The sequence below is a fragment of the Rhizobium sp. BT-226 genome (assembly GCF_025847085.2).
GTDB classification, from domain to species: domain Bacteria; phylum Pseudomonadota; class Alphaproteobacteria; order Rhizobiales; family Rhizobiaceae; genus Rhizobium; species Rhizobium sophorae.
This window is the reverse complement of record NZ_JAOYTI010000001.1, coordinates 497,696-522,612: the sequence shown is the minus strand read 5'-3', so window position 1 is coordinate 522,612 and position 24,917 is coordinate 497,696. Positions and strand designations below refer to the sequence as shown.

General features: G+C 61.2%; 28 protein-coding genes and 1 tRNA gene. 19 read left to right on the top strand and 10 right to left on the bottom strand.

Annotated features, from left to right (window positions below):
- The first annotated feature begins 85 nt into the window (after nucleotides 1-85).
- The 3 genes from OIU37_RS02775 (at nucleotide 86) to OIU37_RS02765 (ending at nucleotide 2,571) form a co-directional block, all read left to right on the top strand.
- Nucleotides 86-241, top strand: coding sequence for a hypothetical protein (locus tag OIU37_RS02775; protein WP_018445292.1), 156 nt, complete (start codon nucleotides 86-88; stop codon nucleotides 239-241).
- 491 nt (nucleotides 242-732) lie between these two features.
- Nucleotides 733-1,605: a transglutaminase family protein gene (locus OIU37_RS02770; protein WP_171602504.1), complete on the top strand. Its 873-nt coding sequence runs from the start codon at nucleotides 733-735 to the stop codon at nucleotides 1,603-1,605.
- Nucleotides 1,606-1,743: 138 nt separating this feature from the next.
- Nucleotides 1,744-2,571 carry a transglutaminase family protein gene (locus tag OIU37_RS02765; RefSeq protein ID WP_171602503.1) on the top strand — a complete coding sequence of 276 codons (828 nt, stop codon included), beginning with the start codon at nucleotides 1,744-1,746 and terminating at the stop codon, nucleotides 2,569-2,571.
- Nucleotides 2,572-2,595: 24 nt separating this feature from the next.
- Here OIU37_RS02765 and OIU37_RS02760 read toward each other — a convergent pair whose 3' ends face one another.
- Together OIU37_RS02760 and OIU37_RS02755 are read right to left on the bottom strand one after the other, a co-directional pair.
- Entirely contained in the window at nucleotides 2,596-2,817 is a 222-nt protein-coding gene (locus OIU37_RS02760) for an alkylphosphonate utilization protein (RefSeq protein ID WP_020050017.1), read from the bottom strand.
- 97 nt (nucleotides 2,818-2,914) lie between these two features.
- Entirely contained in the window at nucleotides 2,915-3,811 is an 897-nt protein-coding gene (locus tag OIU37_RS02755) for a LysR family transcriptional regulator (RefSeq protein WP_264255483.1), read from the bottom strand.
- Nucleotides 3,812-3,954: 143 nt separating this feature from the next.
- Between OIU37_RS02755 and OIU37_RS02750 the strand changes: the two genes are divergently transcribed.
- Complete coding sequence (locus OIU37_RS02750; protein ID WP_264255480.1) at nucleotides 3,955-5,397, top strand: MFS transporter; 1,443 nt, start codon at nucleotides 3,955-3,957, stop codon at nucleotides 5,395-5,397.
- 135 nt (nucleotides 5,398-5,532) lie between these two features.
- The gene (locus OIU37_RS02745) at nucleotides 5,533-5,973 is read left to right on the top strand and encodes a hypothetical protein (protein WP_264255478.1); all 441 of its coding nucleotides are present in this window, start codon (nucleotides 5,533-5,535) and stop codon (nucleotides 5,971-5,973) included.
- A 330-nt stretch (nucleotides 5,974-6,303) separates the two neighbouring features.
- On the opposite strand, the gene OIU37_RS02740 is transcribed toward OIU37_RS02745, so the two are convergent.
- Nucleotides 6,304-7,029, bottom strand: coding sequence for a 3-keto-5-aminohexanoate cleavage protein (locus OIU37_RS02740; protein ID WP_264255476.1), 726 nt, complete (start codon nucleotides 7,027-7,029; stop codon nucleotides 6,304-6,306).
- A gap of 394 nt (nucleotides 7,030-7,423) precedes the next feature.
- Nucleotides 7,424-7,513: transfer RNA gene (locus OIU37_RS02735), tRNA-Ser, on the bottom strand.
- A gap of 270 nt (nucleotides 7,514-7,783) precedes the next feature.
- Between OIU37_RS02735 and OIU37_RS02730 the strand changes: the two genes are divergently transcribed.
- Nucleotides 7,784-8,110 carry a GYD domain-containing protein gene (locus OIU37_RS02730; protein WP_180695106.1) on the top strand — a complete coding sequence of 109 codons (327 nt, stop codon included), beginning with the start codon at nucleotides 7,784-7,786 and terminating at the stop codon, nucleotides 8,108-8,110.
- A 94-nt stretch (nucleotides 8,111-8,204) separates the two neighbouring features.
- Here the strand turns inward: OIU37_RS02730 and OIU37_RS02725 are convergent, their stop codons facing one another.
- Both OIU37_RS02725 and OIU37_RS02720 read right to left on the bottom strand, forming a co-directional pair.
- Nucleotides 8,205-8,408, bottom strand: a complete 204-nt coding sequence (locus tag OIU37_RS02725; RefSeq protein WP_180695107.1) for a hypothetical protein — start codon at nucleotides 8,406-8,408, stop codon at nucleotides 8,205-8,207.
- A gap of 114 nt (nucleotides 8,409-8,522) precedes the next feature.
- The gene (locus OIU37_RS02720) at nucleotides 8,523-9,032 is read right to left on the bottom strand and encodes a hypothetical protein (RefSeq protein ID WP_180695108.1); all 510 of its coding nucleotides are present in this window, start codon (nucleotides 9,030-9,032) and stop codon (nucleotides 8,523-8,525) included.
- Nucleotides 9,033-9,426: 394 nt separating this feature from the next.
- Here OIU37_RS02720 and OIU37_RS02715 point away from each other — a divergent pair, with 394 nt between their 5' ends.
- The 4 genes from OIU37_RS02715 (at nucleotide 9,427) to OIU37_RS02700 (ending at nucleotide 13,629) form a co-directional block, all read left to right on the top strand.
- A complete protein-coding gene (locus OIU37_RS02715) occupies nucleotides 9,427-10,518 on the top strand; it encodes a septal ring lytic transglycosylase RlpA family protein (RefSeq protein WP_180695109.1) in 1,092 nt (363 codons plus the stop codon).
- 71 nt (nucleotides 10,519-10,589) lie between these two features.
- Nucleotides 10,590-11,783 carry a D-alanyl-D-alanine carboxypeptidase family protein gene (locus OIU37_RS02710; RefSeq protein WP_180695110.1) on the top strand — a complete coding sequence of 398 codons (1,194 nt, stop codon included), beginning with the start codon at nucleotides 10,590-10,592 and terminating at the stop codon, nucleotides 11,781-11,783.
- A gap of 131 nt (nucleotides 11,784-11,914) precedes the next feature.
- Nucleotides 11,915-12,595, top strand: coding sequence for a dTMP kinase (gene tmk / locus OIU37_RS02705; RefSeq protein ID WP_180695111.1), 681 nt, complete (start codon nucleotides 11,915-11,917; stop codon nucleotides 12,593-12,595).
- 8 nt (nucleotides 12,596-12,603) lie between these two features.
- The gene (locus OIU37_RS02700; RefSeq protein WP_264255473.1) at nucleotides 12,604-13,629 is read left to right on the top strand and encodes a DNA polymerase III subunit delta'; all 1,026 of its coding nucleotides are present in this window, start codon (nucleotides 12,604-12,606) and stop codon (nucleotides 13,627-13,629) included.
- A gap of 39 nt (nucleotides 13,630-13,668) precedes the next feature.
- Here the strand turns inward: OIU37_RS02700 and OIU37_RS02695 are convergent, their stop codons facing one another.
- Together OIU37_RS02695 and OIU37_RS02690 are read right to left on the bottom strand one after the other, a co-directional pair.
- Nucleotides 13,669-14,004 (bottom strand): hypothetical protein, encoded by a 336-nt coding sequence (locus tag OIU37_RS02695; RefSeq protein ID WP_264255472.1) that lies wholly within the window; start codon nucleotides 14,002-14,004, stop codon nucleotides 13,669-13,671.
- Nucleotides 14,005-14,035: 31 nt separating this feature from the next.
- Nucleotides 14,036-14,824: a sulfite exporter TauE/SafE family protein gene (locus OIU37_RS02690; RefSeq protein WP_180695114.1), complete on the bottom strand. Its 789-nt coding sequence runs from the start codon at nucleotides 14,822-14,824 to the stop codon at nucleotides 14,036-14,038.
- A gap of 235 nt (nucleotides 14,825-15,059) precedes the next feature.
- On the opposite strand from OIU37_RS02690, the gene metG reads away from it, so the two are divergent.
- The 3 genes from metG to OIU37_RS02675 are packed head-to-tail and all read left to right on the top strand — an operon-like array spanning nucleotide 15,060 to nucleotide 18,220.
- Entirely contained in the window at nucleotides 15,060-16,610 is a 1,551-nt protein-coding gene (gene metG, locus OIU37_RS02685) for a methionine--tRNA ligase (RefSeq protein ID WP_180695115.1), read from the top strand.
- Between the two features lie 4 nt (nucleotides 16,611-16,614).
- A complete protein-coding gene (locus OIU37_RS02680) occupies nucleotides 16,615-17,397 on the top strand; it encodes a TatD family hydrolase (protein ID WP_180695116.1) in 783 nt (260 codons plus the stop codon).
- Nucleotides 17,398-17,401: 4 nt separating this feature from the next.
- Nucleotides 17,402-18,220 (top strand): MBL fold metallo-hydrolase, encoded by an 819-nt coding sequence (locus OIU37_RS02675; protein ID WP_180695117.1) that lies wholly within the window; start codon nucleotides 17,402-17,404, stop codon nucleotides 18,218-18,220.
- Nucleotides 18,221-18,571: 351 nt separating this feature from the next.
- Here the strand turns inward: OIU37_RS02675 and OIU37_RS02670 are convergent, their stop codons facing one another.
- Complete coding sequence (locus tag OIU37_RS02670) at nucleotides 18,572-19,198, bottom strand: TerC family protein (RefSeq protein ID WP_171602488.1); 627 nt, start codon at nucleotides 19,196-19,198, stop codon at nucleotides 18,572-18,574.
- A gap of 271 nt (nucleotides 19,199-19,469) precedes the next feature.
- Here OIU37_RS02670 and OIU37_RS02665 point away from each other — a divergent pair, with 271 nt between their 5' ends.
- Entirely contained in the window at nucleotides 19,470-20,141 is a 672-nt protein-coding gene (locus OIU37_RS02665; protein WP_171602487.1) for a hypothetical protein, read from the top strand.
- Nucleotides 20,142-20,207: 66 nt separating this feature from the next.
- The gene (locus tag OIU37_RS02660) at nucleotides 20,208-20,585 is read left to right on the top strand and encodes a hypothetical protein (protein ID WP_171602486.1); all 378 of its coding nucleotides are present in this window, start codon (nucleotides 20,208-20,210) and stop codon (nucleotides 20,583-20,585) included.
- Nucleotides 20,586-20,656: 71 nt separating this feature from the next.
- On the opposite strand, the gene OIU37_RS02655 is transcribed toward OIU37_RS02660, so the two are convergent.
- Complete coding sequence (locus tag OIU37_RS02655; protein WP_171602485.1) at nucleotides 20,657-21,181, bottom strand: PAS domain-containing protein; 525 nt, start codon at nucleotides 21,179-21,181, stop codon at nucleotides 20,657-20,659.
- Between the two features lie 302 nt (nucleotides 21,182-21,483).
- On the opposite strand from OIU37_RS02655, the gene OIU37_RS02650 reads away from it, so the two are divergent.
- The 4 genes from OIU37_RS02650 to OIU37_RS02635 all read left to right on the top strand — a co-directional run bounded on the left by OIU37_RS02650 (nucleotide 21,484) and on the right by OIU37_RS02635 (nucleotide 24,825).
- Entirely contained in the window at nucleotides 21,484-22,263 is a 780-nt protein-coding gene (locus OIU37_RS02650) for a LamB/YcsF family protein (RefSeq protein ID WP_264255467.1), read from the top strand.
- 108 nt (nucleotides 22,264-22,371) lie between these two features.
- Nucleotides 22,372-23,079, top strand: a complete 708-nt coding sequence (locus OIU37_RS02645) for an allophanate hydrolase subunit 1 (protein ID WP_264255465.1) — start codon at nucleotides 22,372-22,374, stop codon at nucleotides 23,077-23,079.
- Nucleotides 23,067-24,023 (top strand): biotin-dependent carboxyltransferase family protein, encoded by a 957-nt coding sequence (locus OIU37_RS02640; protein ID WP_180695120.1) that lies wholly within the window; start codon nucleotides 23,067-23,069, stop codon nucleotides 24,021-24,023. Before OIU37_RS02645 ends, OIU37_RS02640 begins: the two co-directional genes overlap by 13 nt.
- Before the next feature lie 109 nt (nucleotides 24,024-24,132).
- Nucleotides 24,133-24,825 (top strand): DUF599 domain-containing protein, encoded by a 693-nt coding sequence (locus OIU37_RS02635; protein ID WP_180695121.1) that lies wholly within the window; start codon nucleotides 24,133-24,135, stop codon nucleotides 24,823-24,825.
- Nucleotides 24,826-24,917 lie beyond the last annotated feature (92 nt).

Here is a 24,917-nt window from a genome sequence, read left to right as displayed (position 1 = left end):
TCACCGAGTTCCACGCCTGCGGATTGATTTTGGCGAAGAATGCGTCATCTTCCCTTGATCGCCATTCAATCCGGGGAAACACTTGATGCCAAAAGCTGCAATCGCCATCGCCTGCATCTGCCTGCTGACACTTTCCGGCTGCGGCAATACCGCATACGGGCTGAAGAAGGACGGACAGGAGGCGAGCCACGCCATGGACAATGCGACACATCGGGTGCTTTCGGCCGGCGCCAAGAAGTGATGTAGGCGATGGAAAAAAAGCCCGCCTGGGGTGAGGCGGGCTTAGGATTAACAGGGAGAATGGACGGATAGACTCCGCCTCAACTCATAAAGCAGTTTCTTAAGCGCATGACTTTACGTCATTCGACGTAGCGCGACCGGCAACGACCGATGCGGCCATGATTCGCAATCGAGTCAGAGATATCCGGATCGAATCAGAAGTTGCCCCAGTTCTGAGCGCGGGCACGAGCGCGAATAATGCGGTATTCGCGACCGCCATAGAGCGAGCCGATTGTCAGCAGAAGCGTCAGAACGTCCCAGATGATATGCATGTTATCCTCTTAGGTTGGACGGGCCCTGCCGTCGATCGGGTAAAGATACAATAGCAATCTTTCAAACGTGCTTATATGACAAGAAATCGGGATGAGCGGGAAAGCCGGCAGGGCGCTTCCGCAGAAGAGAGGCGGCGTTGCCGCCTTGGAGCAGCAAAGTGAACAGATTCGACGGTGGCTTATGACGATTTTCTCCGTCCGCCACATCACGTCCTATCGTTACGTCAGGGACGTCGATTTCGGTGAGCATCGCTTGATGTTCCGGCCGCGCGACAGTTTCGACCAGCGGCTGCTCGAAGCGTCGTTGACGATCTATCCTGAGGAAAGTCATGTGCGCTGGATCCACGATGTTTTCGGCAATTGCGTGGCACTCGTCGATTTTTCGAGGCCGGCGTCCGAACTTCGTTTCGAAACCTGGATCACGCTCGATCATACGCCGCAGGTGGCCCTGGATCTCAAGGTCGACGACGCAGCCCTGACCTATCCATTCTCCTACGACAAGGACGAGATCGCCGATCTGACGCCGGCGATGCAGCGCCATTATCCAGATCCGAACGACGAGGTCGGACGCTGGGCGCGGCAGTTCGTGCGCCTTGGGCGTCCGACGGAGACCGGGCATCTGCTGATGACGCTCTGTTACGCCATCCGCGAAAGCTTCGTCTATGCGCGGCGCCATGAACATGGAACGCAGACGCCGGTGCAGACCTTGCAGCTTCGCTCCGGCACCTGCCGGGATTTTGCGCTTCTGATGATGGAGGCGGCACGCATCCTCGGCCTCGCAGCGCGGTTCGTCACAGGCTATGTCTATGTTCCCGACCGGGACGGTTCCACCGTGCTCGGCGGCGGTTCCACGCATGCGTGGTGCCAGATCTATCTTCCAGGCGCCGGCTGGACCGAGTTCGATCCGACCAACGGCATCGTCGGCAATCGCGATCTCATTCGTGTCGCGGTTGCCCGCGATCCGCGCCAGGCCGTCCCATTGAGCGGCAGCTATGACGGGGACGGGAAGGATTTCGACAGCATGACGGTGCAGGTCAACGTCACCACGAGGTAATCTCGATTACCTCCGAAGTAATCTGGGACTGCCACGAGTTGGCCGCGCAGTGACAGTCCCGCGGCCACGGAACCGGGTAGCGCGATCAACGTTCCATACTCACCTCCACCGATGCGGAGACGCGACAAGGAAGCGACAATGAAGATACGCGCCGGGTTTCATCTGGGCTATGAATGCACGCAGCCGACGCCGATGCTGCTCGTCCTCAACATCCATCCCTCCCGTCGCGCCGATCTTCTCAGCGATCAGATCCTGACTTTCGACCGGCCGATCGAGGCCTGGGGCTATACCGATGTGTTCGGCAATGCCTGCAGCCGGATCGTCGCTCCGCCGGGGCTGACGACGATCTCCACGGAATTCGAGATCTACGACAGCGGCCAACCCGACATCGTTCCCGACGATGCCGTCCAGCACGCGATCAATGACCTGCCGGACGATGTGCTGGTCTTCCTGCTCGGCAGCCGATATTGCGACACCGACAGGCTTGCAGATTTCGCCTGGGCAACCTTCTCGTCGACGCCGCTCGGCTGGGCGCGCGTTCAGGCGATCTGCGATTTCGTCCATGACCACATCACCTTCGATTACCAGAAGGCCGACCTCCTGCGCACCGCGCATGGCGGCTTCATCGACAAGGCAGGCGTCTGCCGCGACTTTGCCCATCTCGCCATCGCGCTTTGCCGGTGCATGAATATCCCGGCCAGATATTGCACCGGCTATCTCGGCGATATCGGCGTGCCGATCGATCCCAATCCGATGGATTTCAGCGCCTGGTTAGAGGTCTTTCTCGGCGGCCACTGGCATACGGTCGACGCTCGCCACAACACGCCGCGCATCGGCCGGATCCTGATCGGAACCGGCCGCGACGCCACCGACGTCGCCATGTCGACAGCCTTCGGCCCGGCAACGCTCTCCCGTTTCGAGGTGATCACCGAGGAAGTGCCGCCGGAGGCGGTGAAAGCCGATTGATCGCGGAGTCACGGGCGAGGGACTTTATGCCTTCTTCAAAAACTCGGTTTTCAACACGAGGCCTTTGACCTGCTTGGTGCTGCACTCGATCTCGCCCGGATTGTCGGTCAGACGAATGCCCTTAACCAGCGTTCCACGCTTCAGCGTCTCCGAGGTTCCCTTGACCTTGAGGTCCTTGATCAGCGTCACGGAATCGCCGTCGTGAAGCTGGCTTCCGTTGCTGTCCTTTACAATGATGTCGGTCATAACGTCCTCGTTTGGTGATCACAACGGGAAATCACGGCGACGGGGGATAGTCAACACACGGATCAATCGGGTCAGACCTTAGATCCTACGCGGCCCTTCAATCAGCGCGCTCGCAGGTGTCCCGAACGCAGCCGCGCAGCCATCGATGCGCGGGGTCGGCATCCATCCTGGGGTGCCAGAGCAACGAGACCGTAATCTCAGGCGTCGGGACGGGGAGGGGAAAACTATGCATCCCCGCGCGTAAGGCTCCGGTGTGCCGTTCGGGCACGCTGGCGATCAGATCGGAGTTCCGGGCGAGCGCCAGCGCCGTGGAAAAGCCGCTGACGATGGTGGCGATCTGCCGTTCCAGCCCGAGCGCATTCAAGGCGTCATCGATCGGTCCCTTGTCGAGGCCGCGCCGCGAGACGTAGATGTGCTCGCCGCCGGCATAAAGGGAGGGTGTCATCTCGCGCTCGCAAAGCGGATGCCCCAAGCGCACGACGCCGATGAAGCGATCGCGGAACAGGGCCTGCGCCCGCACCTCTGGACCCGTCGTCCCGCTGACAACGCCGGTTTCTAGATCGACGGTTCCATCGCGAAGCGGGGCGCTGTCCTTGTCCGGTTTCTGCACGAAGCGCAGCCGCACACCGGGCGCTTGCCGGCCGAAGCGTGCGATGAGATCAGGTCCAAAGCTCTCGGCAAAGCCTTCGCTGGTGCGCAGCGTGAACGTCCGGACCAAGCGTTGAAGGTCAAGCGCCTCGGCAGGACGCAAGACCGCCTGCGCGTCCTCGACAATCTGGCCGACCCGCTCGCGCAGTTCGAGCGCGCGCGGCGTGGGGACGAGGCCGCGGCCGGCGCGCACCAGCAGCGGATCGCCCGTCGTCTCGCGCAATCGCGCTAAGGCCCTGCTCATCGCCGACGGGCTGAGCCGCAGCCTTTGCGCCGCACGCGCAACGCTGCCCTCGGCTAGCAACACATCGAGGGTGACTAGCAGGTTGAGATCGGGTGTCGACATGCATCAACTATAACACTGTTTCATCCTGATGTGGCGTCAAACGCATGGATGAAGTGCAAATCTTGCGCCTTCCGCCATATCACGCGGAAGACTAGTTTTCACCAGTTCCATTCGGGGAACTAAGAGAAAACGGAGTTCACGGGGTGAAATCGATTATTGCAGCGCGAGGCGAAACAGTCGCCGAGCAGGCACCCTCCATTCGATGGGCGCTTGCCAGTCTTTCCCTCTCGATGTTGCTGCCTTCACTCGGCACCAGCATCGCCAATGTCGGCCTGCCGAGCCTGGCGCAAGCATTCAACGCCGCCTTCCAGGATGTGCAGTGGATCGTTCTCGCCTACCTCCTTGCCATCACCACTCTGATCGTCAGCGTCGGACGGCTCGGCGACATCACCGGCCGACGCCGACTGCTGCTCATCGGCATCCTGCTCTTCACGCTGGCCTCGATCCTCTGCGGCCTCGCGCCGACGTTATGGCTGATGATTGCCGCGCGCGCGGTGCAGGGTCTGGGTGCGGCCATCATGATGGCGCTGACCATGGCCCTTGTCGGCGAAACGGTGCCGAAGGCGAAGATAGGGGGCGCCATGGGGTTGCTTGGAACGATGTCGGCGATCGGCACCGCTCTTGGGCCTTCGCTGGGCGGCCTGCTGATCGCCGGGCCTGGCTGGCCGGCAATCTTTCTCGTCAACGTGCCGCTCGGTGTTCTGACCTTCGTTCTCGCCTATCGCTATCTGCCCGCCGATATCAGCAAGGGGAAGACGGATTGGAAGGGCTTCGACATGGCGGGCACACTGCTGCTTGCGCTGACGCTTTCCGCCTATGCGCTGGCGATGACGACCGGGCACGGCCGCTTTGGCCTACTGAACATCGTCCTGCTCTCAGCCGCCGTCTTCGGCACCGGTTTGTTCGTCTTCGCCGAGGCAAGAGTGGCATCGGCGCTGATCCAGTTGACAGTATTCCGCAATCGCGTGCTCACCGCCAGCCTGGCGATGAACATGCTAGTTTCGACTGTGATGATGGCGACGCTGGTCGTCGCGCCGTTCTACCTCTCCCATGCGCTCGGGCTCAATCAAGCTCTCGTCGGCATCGTCATGTCGATCGGCCCCGTCATCTCCATCTTGAGCGGGGTTCCGGCCGGTCGGCTGGTCGACCGTCTGGACGCGCCATTCGTGGTTGTCGCAGGGCTCGTTGCCATGGCGGCAGCCTCCGTCGCCATGGCCGTGCTTCCCGGAATATCAGGCTACATCGCCGCCATCGCCATGCTGACACCCGGCTATCAGCTGTTCCAGGCAGCCAACAACACCGCCGTCATGGCGGATGTGCGCCCCGACCAGCGAGGCGTCATCTCGGGCATGCTCAACCTGTCGCGCAATCTCGGGTTGATTACCGGCGCATCCGTGATGGGCGCCGTCTTCGCGTTCTCTTCGGGAACACCCGATATCACAGCGGCGCATCCTGAGGCCGTTGCCTCAGGCATGCGGATGACCTTCGCCGTTGCGGCAGCACTGGTTGTCGTCGCGCTCGTCATCGCGGCCGGGACTTACCTCCGTCGAACCAATCCGAAGGCGCATGATCGGCGCCCGGTATGAACATGCGAGCACAAACCGCCGGGAATTCAACTGGACTCGAGTTTGCCGGTCCAGCGGTTTCTCCCCTTCCAATATGAGCAATCCGGGCAGGCCTCGCCGCTCGGATAGTCGATTCCCTCCTCGTGGGGGCAGCCGATGATTGCGTCCACCGTCACCCACCGACTTCACGTCGCTCTCGCGCAGGAATGCGGCGATCTCGGCGATCACAGTCTCGTCCATCCTGAGATCGCCGGTTTCGGCAAACCATCGGCGCAGATCGACCGGATCCGCGAGCGCAAGGAAAAGGAGCGGCTGGCGGCAGAGCGAAAAAAGCAGGAGGCAGAAGAGGCCCGCGCCCGCCGCGCGCGCCTCAACGCGATCATCCAGCGGGGCGATGCTGTCTGGCGCGAGATCGAGACCGAGATCGAGCGCCGCAACGCTTCCGGCTATGACAAGGCGACCAGCCTGCTCGCCGACCTGAAGACGATTGCCGAACAAAATGGCGGCACGGCCGATTTCATCCGCCGCCTGCATTCGATCCGTGAACGCCACGCTCAGAAGGGGCGCTTCATCGAGCGGCTGAACGTTTTCGGTTAGTCCGCGCGAGCGAAGCTCAGACCAAGGTCCGATCCATCCCGGACTTCGTGCCCATAGGAACTTTCCGGTGATGCAATAGGTTGCTTCGACATGCGTGGAGGTGTTCGGAGTTTTGCTGTGACTAAAATGTTCGTTGCGGGGATGATACTGACGCCGCTTATCTTCTGGGGTTCTATTGGCGTCCTGATATACTCGTACTTCTCATGAGGGCTGTCCGGCGAATCATCGACATCGCCAAGCCTGTATTTCGAAACATTCTGCGCCTTGACGATACCGGCCGATGGCGCCGAAGAGATTCCGCACTGCAGACCGGCCGCCGACACATCGGGATCAGTTCGATTGGCCACGGAAGATCGCAACGGCCGCAGCGACCAGCGCGGCATTGTCGTTCGCAATCGTCCCATCCGGGAGGTGCTTGCCATCTTCCAGGCCGATACGGGTGGAGTAGCGCCGCTCGCGCGCCAGCCTGACGAAGGGCCAGACGGTGTCGTCGAAACCGTGCAGAAGAATGGGCCGATTGACCCGGCTATCCCTGAGCACCTCGACAATGCCGTCCGCGATATCACATGCGCGCTGCAAATCCTGTTCGTCATCGAGTTCGATGAGCAAGCGAAAGACCCGCTCATGATCATCGAGGCCGATGTAGCGCTCCGCATCGGCGACCGATGCCAGTCCGACTTCAATGCCGATATCTTTCTGCCGCAGTAACTGCATGACATCGGGCGCATCGTCTTCGGAGAGGTTCACCGAGGCATAATCCGGCAGGACACGCCAGCGGCGGATGGCTTCCCGCGTTTTCTCCCGATCGCCTTCGATCCAGGCGCCGGTGGATACGCCGATCAGCGTTCCCGGACAGGCACGGCGGATCGCGCCGACAGTGTCGTCGACGGCGGCAAGGCTCTCCTTACCATTCGCCGCACGCGGATGAACATGGAGCTCTGCGGCGCCGGCAGCGACCGAAGCCGCGGCGTCACGCACCATGGCATCGATCGTCAGCGGAAGGAGAGGATGGAAATCGCTCGGCCGCGCGCCGTTGATGCAAGCTTGAACGATCATAAAGGAGCCTCGCTCTTGTTGGACCGCTTAAGACACTGGAAACCTGAGGACTTAGGGGCGCTGCTGACAAGGTCGCTTCCTTTGCCATTGCGCCCAATATTATCAAGTCAGTCGAGATAGGCGACTGCTGCTCTCGTGCAAGGTCAAGCTGTGCGGATGCGGACCAGAGGACGGCCACGTGATCTCGTGGCAGCGACGTGACGTCAATCTGCCGCCCGACCCCATTCTTAAGTTAATGGCGGTCGCGTCCTGTTGTTGCCTGTATATTATCTCATCGTCAACGCAAAGGAGGAGGCGTGAAACTCATCTATTGCCTCAGGGAAGGCCAACCTTCTTGACGGTTGCGATAACGGATGGATCTCGCGCAAAACGGCAATTTTCGGAAAACGACATATGGCGGAAGAGGTGGGATTCGAACCCACGGTACGGTTTCCCGCACGCCGGTTTTCAAGACCGGTTCCTTAAACCACTCGGACACTCTTCCATCTGATTGAAAAGGTTGAGACATCAACATCTTGTTGATTTCTACCAACCGGCCATCGCGGCCGATTTGCTACCCAATCACTCGATGGCTGGCTTTTTAGCAGCTTTGATAGCAGCGTCAACGTGCGCTGCAGCATTTGCCGGCATCCTTGGCGCAACGCGCGAATAAGCTCGAGCATGAGCCGAGGTAGGTCCATTCCGCACATTGGAAATGACTCGCGTTCGCCCCGGCTTGAGCGTTTACTGCGTGTTCTGGCGGAGGAAACAAACCATGGCCATGTATCTCACACGCTTCAGCTACACGCCCGAGACCTGGGCGCGGATGATCGAAAACCCCGAGGATCGCCGAGAGGCGGCACGGAGCTACATTGAATCCGTGGGCGGAAAGCTCCATGGCTTCTGGTACGCCTTCGGCGAGCATGATGGTTGGAATCTGTGGGAGGCGCCTGATAACGTATCGATGGCGGCTGTAGCACTTGCGATCGGCGCAGGAGGCGCGCTCAGCTCCATGGAAACCACTGTCCTCCTCAACGTCGAGGAGACGATCGAAGCCTTGGAAAAGGCGAAGTCGATTCGCTATCGTCCACCGGCAGCATAGACGGCCCACGGCTTCCCACCATGTCGAAGATGAGCGCTTCGCGCGCATCATTCCCGGCGCAAGCTCTGTGAATTGCGCTGGCGACATAAGAGATTTAGCTTCCGTCAGATCCAAGGCCCTTCGGGCCGTTGAGCTGTTTCATATCCTCGCCGAGAGATCGAACCGCCTCCATCGTCACGGCGAGGGCCGACATCAGGATTGCAATGTCGTTGTCTTTATCCGGCTGGGCAAGCGCGCAAGATCGGGCATGCAACTGCTGGCTGATCGTGTCGAGCTGAGTCAGGGTTTCATCGTTCATGGTGATCCTCCAAAGATCTAACCTTCAAAGCCCGTGGCCGACAATTCGTTCCCATACAGCCACGAAGCGTCAAATACGCGACCCGCGTTGCATCACATCTATCGGCGACGCTACCTAGCCATTCGGTTTGCGCAAGTGCGGAAGCCGCAGGTAGGGATTTTGGGGATCGTAGGTTCCCTTCGGCTCACCCTTGCCGGGCTTAACCAGATTGGGCACCAGCTTTCCCTCCCGCCCGAAAATATAGTCGATACCGGCGCAGAGGTGGGCGAGGGAGCGGTAGTTGAAATATTTGAACCAGTCGTTGGCGAGGAAGGCGGCTTCGTCCCACGCCTTTCCGCGGATGCGGCCATAGCCTGCCCGTTGAAGAAATGCTTCGCCTGCTCTCCGGTCGATGGCGGCGTCGAGGCAAAGGTTGCCGGCGATCAGCGACAGCCTGAGCACCTTGAGGGTTTCGGCATCCTTGTTTGGTAAGGGTTTCAAGGCCTCGGCCAGATAAAAATTCGTCTTGGGATTATTGGTCATCGTCTTGCGCCAATAGGCGGGAATTTCCTCCGCGACGGCGCCGTCGGCCGATGAGGCTGATATCACGACCAGCAAGATCAAGCTTTTGAAAATTCTGTCCATTCTTATGCCCTCAACCCGCGCCGAGAGTGCATAGCGTCATATCACGGGGATAGGCAAGCTAGTGACGCGCCGCCGCTCCTCAAATACGCGCAGGCCGTGTTCCAATATGGAGCTTTGGGGCGTCCGGACTCACCCAGATGTTCACCATATGCCCCGCATCGGCACGATGATTTCGGGCCTCATTGCGGCGGCGGAAGGGCAGGCGGAAGGAGCTTTTGTTAATGATCTATAAACCATAATCATTAGAATTGTCGCTATCGCTGCGAAATCGTTCGTAAATTTGCCACGAACTTAGCAAGATTAAAGCCTCGTTAGGCGGGCGGGAATAAGGCGCTATTGCCCCAGAATGGGCAGGGTTCCTTAACCATAACGATCTTTGAGCGGCGTGGGGCATATGAAACTGGATTACGGGGCGGCGTCTTTCGCAACGACAGCACGGTGGCTGGCGATCTCGGCGATGTGTGCAACGGTTGCGGCTTGCGGCACGACGCAGGCGGTGCCGAAGAAAAAAGCCCACGGCAAGGAATATTTCTCCGAATCCGAATATGGCGTGAAGGCGAGCCCACGGGTCGCGACCGGCAACAATATCCCGAAGGGCGGCGGCCGCTACATCGTCGGCAACCCTTACGAGGTGAAGGGCAAGTGGTATTATCCGAAAGAAGATTTCTCTTATAACAAGGTCGGCGTCGCCTCCTGGTATGGCTCTGCCTTTCATGGACGCCTGACGGCGAACGGCGAAGTCTACGACCAGATGCATCTTTCCGCCGCACATCCGACCTTCCCGCTGCCGAGCTATGCGCGCGTCACCAATCTCGAAAGTGGTTCTTCCGTCATCGTGCGCGTCAACGATCGCGGCCCCTATCACGAAGGCCGCATCATCGATCTTTCCAACAAGACGGCCGACATGCTGGACCTGCAGCACAGCGGCACCGGCAAGGTGCGCGTGCAATATGTCGGCCGGGCCCGCATGGACGGCCACGACATGCCCTATCTGATGGCCTCCTACGCGCCGAAGGGCAGCCGCATTCCCGGCGTCAATCCGGAAGGCCAGATCGCAACCGGCGTGATGGTCGCCTCCAACAGCCGCAAGATCACCCGCGACCAGCTGCAGAGTTCGGAAGACTACGAGACGCCGGCCAACGTGCCGGTGCCGAGGTCGGCCACCTCCTATGCCGGCTCGACGCCGAGCGCCCGCAACAATGCAGCAGCCGCCACGGCACCGGCTGCCCATGTTCTGGTCGCGCCATCAGCACCATCCTTCAACGGCGCGCAGGCCATGGACCAGATGGTAGTGCTGCCGGAGATTGGTCCGATGCCCTATGAGCGCCCCCAGAATTCGCTGGCGCTCGGCTACCAGAACGAAGAGGTGAAGACGGTGACCGTCGATCTCGCCTTCGACGCGGTGATGGTGCGCAATGACGGGCTGACCCAAGAGTCCATCCTTGCCTCGGCCAAGCGCCAGCAGGCAAAGTTCGACGCGCGCTGAACTGGCAATTGCATCGGATTTCCTCGCGTTCTAACCTCCTGAAATACGCCGCTCGATCAATGGAAATTGCGATGCTGAAGCCCGCGCTTCGCCTGCTTGCATGCCTGATGCCGTTCGCCACCGGAGCCTTTGCAGCCGATGACGGTGCCGCCGGCTTCGCCACCAAGGCGGCGCAGGCCTATATGATCGAGGCCGCCACCGGCACGGTGCTTCTCGCCAAGAACGAGGACCAGGGCTTTTCGCCCGCCTCGCTCGCCAAGCTGATGACGATGGATCTCGTCTTCGAGGCGGTGACCAAGGGCCAGATCACGCTCGATACCGAATATCCCGTTTCCGAATATGCCTGGCGGACGGGCGGTGCCCCGTCGCGGACGGCAACGATGTTTGCCAGCCTCAAATCGCGCGTGCGCGTCGAGGACCTGATCAAGGGCGTCGCCATCCAGGGCGCCAATGACAGCTGCATCATCCTTGCCGAGGGCATGGCCGGAAGCGAGCAGCAATTTGCCGTGTCGATGACGCGGCGCGCCCGCGAACTCGGCATGGAGAAGGCCGAGTTCGGCAATTCCACTGGCCTTCCCGATGGCAAGAGCAAGGTGACGGCACGCGAGATGGTGACGCTCGCCGCCGCCCTTCAGCAATCCTATCCGAACCTCTATTCCTATTTCGCGCAGCCGGATTTCGAGTGGAACAAGATCTTCCAGCGCAACCGCAACCCGCTGCTCGGGCTCGATCTCGGCGCCGATGGGCTTGCGACCGGCTTTACCGAGGGCGAGGGCTATTCGATCGTCGCTTCGGTGCAGCGCGACGGCAGGCGGCTGTTTGTTGCGCTTGCCGGCATCGCTTCCGACAAGGAGCGGACGGAGGAGGCCAAGCGGGTGCTCGAATGGGGACTGACGGCCTTCGAGAACCGGCAGATCTTCAGCGAGAACGAAGTGATCGGCGCCGCCAGCGTCTATGGCGGCACGGCGCGCACCGTCGATCTCGTCGCCAAGGCGCCGGTCAGCGTCTATATCCCGATCAGCAATCCCGACCGGCTGTCGGCGCGCATCATCTATCGCTGGCCGCTGACGGCGCCGGTCAAGCCGGATACCCAGGCAGGCACGCTGAGGATTTTCGCCGGCAGCCGGCTGCTCAGGGAAGTGCCGCTCTATACCGTGCAGGCAGTCGGCGAGGGCTCGCTCAGCAGCCGGGCGGTCGACGCCATGTTGGAACTCGGCGAATCGCTGTTCTTCTCCTGGCTCTGGGACAAGCCCGCGCCCGTCTGACGAGCTGTTTTCAATGCAATTTGCCGGGAAAGGTGAATATGTCGCCGCGGCGAAAGGTTTTCCTCCCTGATATCTTCGGATAGATAGAAGGAGCGGGGCGCGTGAGGCGCCTGGAATGCGGGAAGTTGTCATTGTCATCCGGTACGGGATTGTTCGTTACGTTTGAAGGCGGGGAAGGCGCTGGGAAATCCACGCAGATCCGCCGCCTCGCCGAGGCGTTGAAAGGCGAAGGTCACGACGTGCTGGTGACGCGCGAACCAGGCGGATCGCTTGGCGCCGAAGCCGTGCGCCATGTGCTGCTGTCGGGGGCAGCTGAAGCCTTCGGCACGCGGATGGAGGCGATCCTCTTTGCGGCGGCCCGCAACGACCATGTCGAAGAGGTGATCCGGCCGGCCCTTACCGCCGGCAAGGTCGTGCTCTGCGATCGCTTCATGGATTCCTCCCGCGTCTACCAGGGCATCACCGGCAATCTCGAGCCTGATTTCATCGAGACGCTGCAGCGCATCGCCATCAACGGCGTCATGCCGGATTGTACCGTGATCCTCGACATCCCCGCCAAGGTCGGGCTGGAGCGGGCGCAGAAGCGCGCCGCGGCCGATGGTCCCGATCGCTTCGAGAAGGAGCGGCTGGAAACGCACGAGAAACGGCGCGAGGCCTTTCTCGATATCGCCGCCCGTGAGCCGGAGCGCTGCCACGTGGTCAATGCCATGCAGACGGAGGAAGCGATTGCCGCCGAGATCCTGGCGATCGTCAAGCAGCTGCTATCGCCCGCAGGTCGTGCCCGAATGCCGGAAGCCGCTCACCATGAGTGAAGCCCATCATGAGTGAAGAAAGGCCCGGACTGCTCGACGGCGCCATCTGGCCGGGGGAAAATACCAGGCTGTTCGGCCATGAGGAGGCGGAAGCCTTCCTTGCGCAATCTTATCGCTCCGGCAAGGGCCATCACGCCATCCTGATCGAAGGGCCGGAGGGCATCGGCAAGGCGACGCTGGCCTTCCGATTCGCCAACCACGTGCTCTCGCATCCCGATCCCGCGACAGCGCCGGAGAAAATCGGCGATCCAGATCCTGCCTCTCCCGTCAGCCGGCAGATCGCGTCGGGCGCCTCGCACAATCTGCTGCATCTTGCCCGGCCGGTGGACGAAAAGACCGGCAAGGTGAAATCGGCAATCACCGTCGACGAGGTGCGCCGCGCCGGCAAATTCTTCTCGCAGACGTCCGGCACCGGCAACTGGCGGATCGTCATCATCGATCCGGCCGACGACATGAACCGCAATGCGGCCAATGCCATCCTGAAGATCCTGGAAGAACCGCCGAAGCGGGCGCTGTTCCTGGTGCTGTCGCATGCGCCGGGGCGGCTGCTGCCGACGATCCGCTCGCGCTGCCTGCCGCTGAAACTGGCGCCGCTTGCCGATGATGCACTCGTCGCGGCCCTTGACCATCTCGGCATATCAGGCGAGGGCGGGGCGGTGCTTTCAGCCGCCAAGGGCAGCGTCGGCGAAGCGCTAAAATTGTTGAACTACGGCGGCGGCGAGATCATCGCCGCTTATGATGAGATGCTTTCCGCCGAAGGGCCGACAGCACGCAAGGCAATGCATCGGCTGGCCGACGCGCTTTCGGGGCGGGAAAGCGACACGATCTTCGATTTCTTCGTCAGCCATGTCGGCGACGACATCATGAACCGGGCTCGCGCGGCAGCGGGCGAGGGGCAGATCGCGGCGGCGGAGCGGCTGGCTCGGCTCTATTCCGAGATCACCGAGCGGCTCACCATTTCCGATGGCTATAACCTCGACCGCAAGCAGACCATCATCAGCATTCTTGCCGACATCAAGCAGCCAGGCCTTTAAAGCGCTAACGCTTTGACCCCATAAACTGAGCGAGGTTCGTTATGCGATGCGGGGGACGCCAGGCTGGCGTTCATCGAGCGTTTCACCGACTATCAGTCGATCGAGTATTAACTCAAAATCGTTAGCCCAATGAAGCTGCTCGCGCACGCTGGGAAGGTATTCTGCCCGGCTTCGTATCGTGGCGACGGCGGACCGAAGGCTGAACAAAACCTGCTTTGAGATGGAAGACTCGTGCTTGAGACCTTCGGCTTTTCGCCAAAGATGGTCCTTCAAGGCCTCGAAAGCTGAAGCGTCGAATGTATCCGCCTTCATAAGCCTGTCGACGGACCGTTCCTTCAGCTCTTCGAGTATAGGATCGAAGTGATTTTCTGACATGCATTATCTCCGTTTATCAGTCTGCACCTGGTCAGCCGGTCAACAGCTTGAGTGCGACAACCGCAAGCGTGGCGGCAAGGACGATGCGGATGGTGCGTTCGTGCAGCTTCGGCGCCAGGAGGCTTCCGAGGATGATGCCGGGGATAGAGCCGATCAGCAGGGCAAGCAGCATCGGCCAGTCGATCTCGCCGATCAGCCAATAGCCCGTGCCGCCGATCAAGGTCAGCGGTACCGCGTGGACGATATCGGAACCGACGATCTCGCGCACATCGAGCCTGGGATAGAGGACCAGCAGGATCGTCACCCCCAGCGCGCCGGCGCCGACCGAGGTCAAGGTGACGAGGACGCCGAGAACGAACCCAAGAATGACGGTGAGGGCGAGGATGGTCGTCGGCTTCGGCGGCGTTCGATCGCCGATGGCGTGGCGCGCCAATTCGAGGATCGGGCCTCGGAAGACCAGCATGATCGCGGTCATGACGAGAAGCCAGCCGAGTGCCGTGGTGATCGTGTTGGTCACGCCGATGCTTTTGCGATCGACGCCCGCCAGCAGCCACAGCATCAGCAGGGCGGCCGGCAGGCTGCCGGCTGCGAGGCTGCCGACAATCCTCCAGTTGACCCGCCCATGCATGCCGTGAATGGCCGTGCCGGCCGTCTTGGTGATCGCCGCGTAGAGAAGATCGGTGCCGACGGCGGTGGCGGGATGGACGCCGAAGAGCAGCACCAGCAGCGGCGTCATCAGCGAACCGCCGCCAACGCCGGTGATGCCGACGAGGGCGCCGACGAACAGGCCGGAAAGCGAATAGAGCGGCTCGAAGGTCAAACAAGCGCCCCCGACGGCGCGGGGTCACGAGAAATCCGGTAGATGAAAACTGGCACTTCGTTCTTGTCCCGCCCTCTTTCCCAAGACGGGTAGATTGGGCGAGAAGCTGAGTCAAGTTCACGCCCCCATCGTCCCGGAAATCATCGACGGTGGCGAAACTTGAGGTTTCGCTTGACGGTGACATGCGCTAAGAGCGGCTGACCATTTTTATAGAGTTAGCCGGACATTGGCCGCCATGACAGACAAGACACCCTTCTACATCACCACCGCGATTTCCTACCCTAACGGTAAGCCGCATATAGGCCATGCCTATGAGCTGATCGCGACCGATGCGATGGCGCGTTATCAGCGCCTGGATGGCAAGGATGTGTTCTTCCTGACCGGCACCGACGAACACGGCCAGAAGATGCAGCAGACGGCGCGTGCCGAGGGGATCACCGCGCAGGCGCTCGCCGACCGCAACTCCGGCGAATTCCAGGCGATGGCGACGCTGCTCAACGCCTCCAACGATGATTTCATCCGTACCACGCAGGAGCGTCATCACGAGACGTCGCGCAACATCTGGAAACTGATGGCCGACAATGCCGATATCTACAAGGACAGCTATGCCGGCTGGTATTCGGTACGCGACGAGGCCTATTACCAGGAAAACGAGACGGAGCTGCGCGCCGACGGTGTGCGCTACGGGCCGCAGGGCACGCCTGTCGAGTGGGTGGAAGAGGCAAGCTATTTCTTCAAGCTCTCCGAATACCAGGAGAAGCTGCTGGCGCATTACGAGGAAAACCCCGACTTCATTGGTCCCGCCGAGCGCCGCAACGAGGTGATCTCCTTCGTCAAGTCCGGCCTCAAGGACCTCTCGGTCTCGCGCACGACCTTCGATTGGGGCATCAAGGTGCCGAACGATCCCGCCCACGTGATGTATGTCTGGGTCGACGCGCTGACCAACTACATTACCGCGACAGGCTATATCGAGGACAGGAACGGCCCGCGGGCGAAATACTGGCCGGCCGACGTGCACATTATCGGCAAGGACATCATCCGCTTCCATGCCGTCTACTGGCCGGCCTTCCTGATGTCGGCGAAGCTGCCGCTGCCGAAGCGGGTCTTTGCCCACGGCTTCCTGCTCAACAAGGGCGAGAAGATGTCGAAGTCGCTCGGCAACGTCGTCGATCCCGTCAATCTGGTGAACCATTTCGGCCTCGACCAGGTGCGCTATTTCTTCCTGCGCGAAGTCTCCTTCGGCCAGGACGGCAGCTACAGCGAAGAGGCGATCGGCACCCGCATCAACTCCGACCTCGCCAACGGCATCGGCAATCTCGCCAGCCGTTCGCTGTCGATGATCGTCAAGAATTGCGACGGCAAGATCCCGGAATGCGGGGCGCTCAGCGGCGAAGACAAGGCGATGCTGGCTGAGGTCGACGCGCTGCACGCATCGACGCGCGAGGACATGAGCAAGCAGCAGATCCATCGGGCGCTCGCCTCGATCATTGCAGTGGTTTCCGAGACCGACCGCTATTTCGCCGGCCAGGCGCCGTGGGCGCTGAAGAAGACCGATCCGGAGCGGATGGGCACGGTGCTCTATGTCACCGCCGAAGTCGTGCGCCAGATCGCCATCCTGCTGCAGCCCTTCATGCCGGATTCATCGGCCAAGCTGCTCGATCTGGTCGCGGCACCCGAAGACAAGCGCGACTTCGCCGCTCTGGGCGAGGCCGGCCGTCTGGTTGCCGGAACGGGGCTCGAAGCGCCGACGCCGGTCTTCCCGCGCTACGTGGCTCCGGAGGCTTGAGGCCGTGCTGATCGACACGCATTGCCATCTTGATTTCGCCGACTTCGAGGCAGAGCGGGACGAGATCGTCGCGCGCGCCCATCAGGCCGGTGTCAAACAGATGGTGACGATCTCGACGCGGGTCCGCAAGCTCGAGACGCTGCTTGCGATAACTGAGAAATATCCTTCGGTGTTCTGCTCGGTCGGCACGCATCCGAACAATGCCGACGAAGAGCTGGATATTGAGACGGATGAACTGGTGCGTCTTGCCAATGCCCATGAGAAGGTGGTGGCGATCGGCGAGGCCGGTCTCGACTATTTCTACGATACGCAAAAGCCTGAGGACCAGCAGACCGGCTTCCGCCGCCATATCGCCGCGGCGCGCGCGACCCGGCTGCCTCTCGTCATCCACAGCCGCATCGCTGACGAGGACATGGCTACGATCCTGACCGAGGAAACCGGGAAGGGCGCCTTCCCCTTCATCCTGCATTGCTTCTCGGCGGGCCCGGAGCTTGCGAAGACTGGCGTCGCGCTCGGCGGCTATGTCTCCTTCTCGGGCATCCTGACATTCCCGAAGTCGGAAGAGCTGCGCGAAATCGCCAAGACGATCCCGCAGGATCGGCTGCTGGTGGAAACGGACGCGCCGTATCTGGCGCCGAAGCGCTGGCGCGGCAAGCGCAACGAACCGTCCTATGTCGTCAACACCGCCGAGGTGCTCGCCGAGACGATCGGCCTTTCCTATGCCGAGGTCGCACGGATCACGACGGAGAACGCTTTCCGGCTGTTCTCGAAGATGCCGAGGGTCTAGCGGCGTGCTCTACCGGCGGCGTTTCACCATTCTCGGCTGTTCGTCGTCACCCGGCGTGCCGCGCATTACCGGCGACTGGGGCGCCTGCAATCCCGACAATCCGAAGAACCGGCGCACGCGCGCCGCTTTCATGGTACAACAATTCGCACCGGATGGCGGTGTTACCACCGTCGTCATCGACACGGGACCGGATTTTCGCGAACAGATGATCAGGGCAGGGGCCGACCATGTCGATGCCGTGCTCTACAGCCATCCGCATGCCGATCATATTCATGGCATCGACGATCTGCGCGGCTATTTTCACAATACGCGCCGCCGGGTGCCGATCTTTGCCGATCAATTTACCATGGACAGGTTGCGGGAAGCCTTCGGCTATTGCCTGGAAACGCCGCCGGGCAGCAATTATCCGCCGATCGTGCTGCCTGTTGTCATCGAAAACCTCGACGCGGCCGTCGAAATTCATGGTCCCGGTGGGACGATCGCCTTCCATCCGCACATCCAGCAGCATGGCGATATCCACTCGCTCGGCTTCCGGATCGGTGATGTGGCTTATTGCAGCGATATCAGCGATTTTCCGCCACAGACCGTCGAGAAGCTTCAAAATCTCGACACGCTGATCATCGATGCGCTGCAATATACCTATCACCCGAGCCATCTGTCGCTGGAACAGTCGCTCGATTGGATCGGCCGGCTGAAGCCGAAACGGGCGATCCTCACCCATATGCACACGCCGCTCGACTACGACGTAGTGATGGCCGAGACGCCGGACCATGTGGTGCCGGCGTACGACCAGATGAGCTTCGAGACCGAGGTCAGGATTTAGAGCCTTTCCTGGCCAGCTTGAAGCATTCTGCCGGAGCAGGTTTTCGTCAGGGCAGAGGCGATTGGCGAAGGGCATACCTTTTGGTACGTCCGAGCCGATCGCCTCTGCCCTGACGGAAAGATGCCCGGCCCACCGGCCGCACCGCTTCGCCATGGCGAAGCGACAAGTGCGCCCGGCGATTTTAAAGTCTTGCAGATTTGCCAGGCAAATCTGCGGGAGGGTTGGCTGAAACGGGCCGCCTGATCGACCGGCCGGCTTGGCCGTAGAGCTGGGCTACGACGCGCGCCGGCCGGTCGACCATCCGACTCCGTTTGAGCCAACAGAATGCTGCGATCTAACCCGGAAAGGCTCTTAAAGCTTTAACCCGCTCGCTTGCACGTAGGGCCACAGTTCGACGCCACCGCGGTGGATCATGTCGAGCGAGACGTAGAGGATGATCAGCAAGCCGACATAGGCGATCCAGCGATGGCTGCTGAGCAACCGGGCGATCAGGTTTGCGGCGATACCCATCAGCGCGATCGACAGGGCAAGACCGATGACCAGCACGCTCGGATGTTCGCGCGCAGCACCGGCAACGGCAAGCACGTTGTCGAGCGACATCGAGACGTCGGCGATGACGATCTGGGTCGCCGCCTGGAAGAAGGTCTTTTTCGGGGCGCCTTCGGCACCCACCGCCTCATGGCTCTCGCCATGGCCGGCGCGAAGCTCGCGCCACATCTTCCAGCAGACCCAGAGCAGCAGCAGGCCGCCGGCCAGCAGCAGGCCGACGATCGCCAGCAGGTAGACTGCGACGCTGGCAAAGAGAATACGCAGTACGGTCGCCGCCACAATGCCGACGATAATTGCCTTGCGGCGCTGCGTCGCCTCGAGGCCGGCAGCAGCAAGACCGATAACCACGGCGTTGTCGCCGGCGAGAACGAGGTCGATAGCAATGACCTGCAGCAAAGCCGTCAGACCGGCTGCCGTAAACATGTCCATATGAATTATCCCCAATGCGTCAAAGCCGTGCTAGCGTCTCGAAGGTTTGACGTCAACCGCTGAGAGATTTCGAAAGCGGCGTAATTTGCGAGTCTGCGCCGAAATGGCAGGCGACGCGCCGGAGTCACCGCCGGGCCTATCGCCAATCCCATTCGCCACCCCTGGAACATTCAACTCAGCCGACGGTTCTTCAAGTCAGGAAACCAGACGCCGGCCAAACGTCGGCCAAAACGCATTGGCGGCTGGATCTGCATATCGAGAGGAGAGTCCCATGGGCAGCATTTACAACGATACCAACCCGGCCTTTTCAGGCCCGACAGGCGGCAGCAGTCTTGCCGCATTTTTCGACAACCGATCGGACGCCGAATCCGCCGTTTCCCGTCTCGAGGACGCAGGCGTGCCGGTCGCGAGAATAAGGCTGATGCCCGGATATGAGGCGGACGCAAAAAATGCCGGCGCAATGCGCGAAGACCGCAGCGGCTTCTTCGACGCGCTGGCAGACTTCTTCTTCCCCGACGAGGATCGTGCGGTCTATGCAGAAGGGTTGCGGCGAGGCGGCTTCCTCGTTCAGGTCAATGATATCGACGACGCGCTCTACGAGACCGTCCACGATATTCTGGACGATGAGGGCAGTATCGACATGGATGAACGCGCGGATCTCTGGTCGTTGGAGGACAGACAGCAAGGCGCATCCAATACCGGTTTTGCCGGCCAACCCTCCGGCGGCAAATCGTCGGAAGATCTCGCCGTGTCCGAGAGCGCATTCGACGATGCCCGCCCAGTGGCAATGCGCGACACCACGCATGGAAGCGCCAAAGTGCGCGCCTATACCTTGCCCGGCAGTAGCTCTGAGCCATCGGACGATGCCGACCGGCAATCGCAAAGCCAGTCGCAATCCCAGGGCAGGTCTCACCAGAGCCAGGGCTTCCGGCGCGACCACTGACGTTACGAGGCCTGGCCGCAATGCCGGGCCTCATTTCCTCTCGCTCACCTATTCGAGGATACCTCCATGCAATCATCCATCAACCGCCACGGCCTTCCGCCGGATCCCGACGAACTGATCGCGGAAGGTGATCCGCCTTTTGCCGATGCCGCTGAGCAGACGGCGCGTGAAAAGGCCGACGAGAGCCTGAACGCCCTGCAGCATGAGGTCAGGCTCCTGAATGCCCGCATAGGCGTGCTGCGCGAGGATGCGGAAGCGGCGCTGAAAGCCAAGGCCACATCGGTCGATGCGAGCGCCCATGTCCAGCTCGGCGACTATCCCTGGCTGAAACTTGCCGCGGCAATCGGCGCAACCTTCATTGCAGCCAGACTGCTTCGGCGTCTTCCGCTCGGCGTGCTGCTTGCGGGATTTGCCGGCCATATCCACGAGGTGAGACGGCAGTGACGGGCCTGAGGCCTGATTGCGAACGCCGCGCTTTTGCGCGGATAGTTTAATCACCGCTGCGCGGAAGGAAATCAGTGAATCGGCGCGACGTCTGAAGGCATCGGCTTAGCAAGCTCCCTGACGATCGCTTCCAGCGCATCGGCTGTCCTCTGCAGGCCGGATGACCGGGCGATTTTCAGTGCCGCGCTGCAGTGAGCGGACAATTCGTCTTGCTGGGCATGATCATTCGTCGGGAAGACGATACCCGCATATTGCGACGGGTTTCCGGCTTCATCCCTGAAGCAGCGGCCCAAGGCCGCGACGGCGACTATTTGCCCGCTTCGATCAAATACCCGATAATCACAGCGATACGGATTTCCTGTGATCACCGATTCTGAAATTGCCTTGGCCACGGATGGCTTGTCATCCGGATGAATCCGGTCGAGGTATCTAATGACCGGCAGCCCCGTGAGAGTCTCTTCGGGATCAAGCCCAAAGAGGTTTGCCAGCGCCGAATCCGCATAAACCTTGTCGGTCGCCAAGTCCCAGGTAAAAATGCCCGGCTCTTCGGCAAAAGAAAATTCGGACGTTCCCAAAGCTTTGTTGACAAGACTCATTCCGCATCCCCGGTCTGCACGCCATGCTGCCGGGTGGCTAGGCCCCCCGGTTCTTGAGAGAAAAGGACGCGCTCGATCAATGACAGGGCGGTCGACCATTTCACCCCGATCTTAGCCGCCTTTCCATCGGACGCAACTGCAAGGACATTTCGAGGGCCCCCGCGACCGCCACACGAGCTCGTTGCATGCAGCCAGCAGCGTCGTTTTCTTGACGCGCGCGGCGAAGATGTGCTCCACCTCGGCTTCGACGATCCAGAAAGCGACGAAGCTGACAGGACCGGCGCGAGAGGTTGACGGACATCATGACGAAAATCGATCTCAATTCTGATCTGGGGGAGGCGTTTGGACCTTGGCGGATGGGCGACGACAAGGCGATCCTTGACGTCGTCACCAGTGCCAACATCGCATGCGGCGGGCATGCCGGAGATCCGGCGACCATGGTGGAGACGCTGGCGCTCGCAAGCGAGCGGGGTGTCGTCGCCGGAGCGCATCCGGGCTTTGCAGATCGCGAGGGCTTCGGACGACGCCTGATCCCCTTGAGCGTCCGGGAAGTGGAGCAGCTTGTCGCGACGCAGACAGGAGCGCTGATGGGAGCTGCGGCTCTGGCGGGCGCCCGCGTCCGCTACGTCAAACCGCACGGCGCACTCGCCAATTGGGCGGCCGACGAACGGCCGGTCGCCGACGCCATCATACGCGCAACCCGAGCGGTCTCGCCGGAACTTGCCATACTGGCGATCTCCGGGACAGAGCTGGAGCATGCGGCGCGCGATGCCGGGATGACCGTCTTCAGTGAGATTTTTGCCGACCGCGGCTACCTCTCCACAGGTCGGCTCGTTCCGCGCAACTTGTCGGGAGCGATGATCGATGATCCCGCGGAGGCAGCATCGAGATTGATCGGGTACCTGTCCAGCGGCCTCATGCCGACGGTCGACGGCGTTCCGATCCGTCTCGATGCGCACTCGATCTGCGTTCATGGGGACAGCCCAGGAGCGCTCGCCATGGCCGTCCACGTGCGCCATGCACTGCAAAAGGCAGGCATCGAGGTGGCACCATTCCTTCAACCGACAAAGGAAAACAGGTGATGGCCAAAGGCTATCTTATCGCCGGGGTTACCGTCACCGATCCGGAAGCCAAGGCGCTTCGGGCAGGTGCTGCGCATGCGAACTTCATGATCGAAGGCGCCGACTGATTTGTCACAGGACCCGTCCGCAGCGTCCGGCAGTGTTCCGACCTACCGCCCGGTGGGCGGGCACGCGGTGCTCGTCGAATTCGGCGCAACCATCGATAAACGGATCCACGATCGTGTCGTCAAGTTGGATGCCGCCTTGAAGGTGGCACCCTTTCAAGGATTCGTCGAAGCCGTTCCGGCCTATGCCAGCATTCTCGTATGCTTCGATCCGCTCGTGGCCGATCACCGGACGACGGAGGCGGCCATTGCCGAGCGTCTGGCGGCTGAGGTCCCAAAGACGATTGGAGCGATGCGCGAAGTCGAAATCTGCTACGATCCTGATCTTGCGCCCGACCTTTCCGCCGTCGCCGAGGCGAGCGGATTGTCGCCGGAAGACGTTATATCCGCCCATCTCTCCGGCGACTACAGCGTCTTCATGTACGGCTTCGCTCCAGGCTACGCTTACCTTGCAGGCGTGCCCAAAGCCATTCAGCAGCCGAGGAAGCCGGCGCCTATTCGCGGCATCGCCGCTGGAAGCGTGCTGATCGCCGGTCCGCAGTGCCTGGTGAGCACGCTCGCCATGCCGACCGGCTGGTGGATCATCGGCCGTTCGCCGACGAAAATCCTCGACGCCACGTCCAACGACCGGCCGTTCCTTTTCGACGTCGGCGACGAGGTCCGTTTCCGCCGCATATCGCGGGCAGAATTCGACGCGAGGTGCCTCGTATGAGCGAAGCAGTCCTTGCAATCAACTTCGCGGGTCCTCATGTCGCGGTCCAGGACGAAGGACGTCACGGATCGATGCGGTACGGCGTTCCGGCCTCCGGTCCAATGGACCGGACCTCGTTTGCAGCCGCCAACGCCGCCATCGGCAATCCTGCCGGTCAGCCGGCAATCGAAGTCTCCATGGGCGGCCTGGTTCTCGACTGCATCTCGGGGGAAATTACGTTCGCCGTCGCGGGAGGAGGTTTTATCGTAGAGCATGCCGGCAACAAGCGCGGCGCATGGATGGTCGCCACCTTGAGGGCCGGGGAGCGGCTGTCAATTCGCCCGGGACATTGGGGAAGCTGGACATATCTGGCCTTCGCCGGTCATATCGAGGCGAAGATCTGGCTGGGCAGCATGTCGACTCACAGTCTCTCCGGCCTTGGCGGCGGGCGCCTCGCAGCCGGTCAGACCATCACCGTCGCCGATCCGGAAGTACGAGACGATCGACATGGTCCGATCATATGTCCGGTCATCGCAAGACCGCGATCCGAGCTGCGTGTGGTGGTCGGTCCACAGGATCGGTTCTTCCCGAAAGAAACCTTGTCGAATTTCCTTTCGTCGCCTTTCCGCCTGAGCGACGCCTATGACCGCATGGGGGTACGCCTCCAAGGTCCGTCGCTTGCGCCAAGCGTCGCGCTGGACATGCCGTCGGAGGCTATCGTGCGGGGCTCGGTGCAGGTCGCCGGAGACGGCGTTCCCACCATTCTGCTGGCCGACCACCAGACGACCGGAGGATATCCCAAGATCGCCACGGTAGTCGATTCCGATCTGGACGCCTTCGTCCAGCTGCGCCCACGCGACCATGTCGGCTTCCTGGCCGTGACGCCGCAGCAGGCGATCGAACACATTCGGCTTCGGGCTTCGACGATGTCCCGTTACCTCGCAGCAATCCGCGATCGACCATGACGCGCGAACAGGAGTGTTGATCTGAAGGGCAGGGCGGCGATAGACGCTTGGAGCTGCCGTTAGCTCGAAGTACTGTTCAGAAAAAATCCACATTCGGTTCGGGGGCACCATGGATTTGCTGAACATCGCGGCGATCGTTTTCTTCCTTCTCGTCTGGGTGGCCGTCGAGCCTTTGATGGCAGCGGGGTGGCCGAGGAAGAACGACAGTCTTTCCGTTGATATGGTGCGCATTCGCGCCGCCTGGATGCGGGAGGTGCTGACGCGAGACAACAACTTCATCGGCGATGCCGCGATCCTCGGGCACACGATCAATTCGGCATCCTTCTTCGGCTCCGCCAATCTCATCGTCATCGTCGGACTCAGCGGCGCGCTGTTCATGGAGCCGAATTATGGATCGGGTGGTGGCCTGATCGCGATGTTTGCGGCCCAGGACCCCGCGTGGTTTTTCCAGTGCAAGGTCCTCCTGATCATAGCGACGCTGCTGCGCGGACTATCCGATTTCATCTGGGCAGTCCGGCAGATCAACTACTGCCTGGCGGCGATCGGGGCGAGCCCATCCCGCGATGAGGAAAGGGATATCGCCGGTTGGACGAACGCCCTGACCCTCGTTTTGAACCCTGCGCTTCGATCGTTCAGCGTCGGCGTCCGATCTTACTACTTCACCTTCGCGGCCGCCTTCTGGTTTCTAGGGCCAATCCCTTTTGCTGTTGCGACCATCCTCAGCGTCGGCATTTTGATCTGGCGTCAATCCTGGTCGGACGCTGCAAAGGGGATCATGGCCATACGCAAGCTGCTTGATTAAAGCCAAGCCTTAAGCTGGGCCGAAGCGGAAATTTGTTTGGGTCCGTTGTGGCAGCCGCGGCGCTCGAACGACAAACAGAAGCGGTGTGTTAT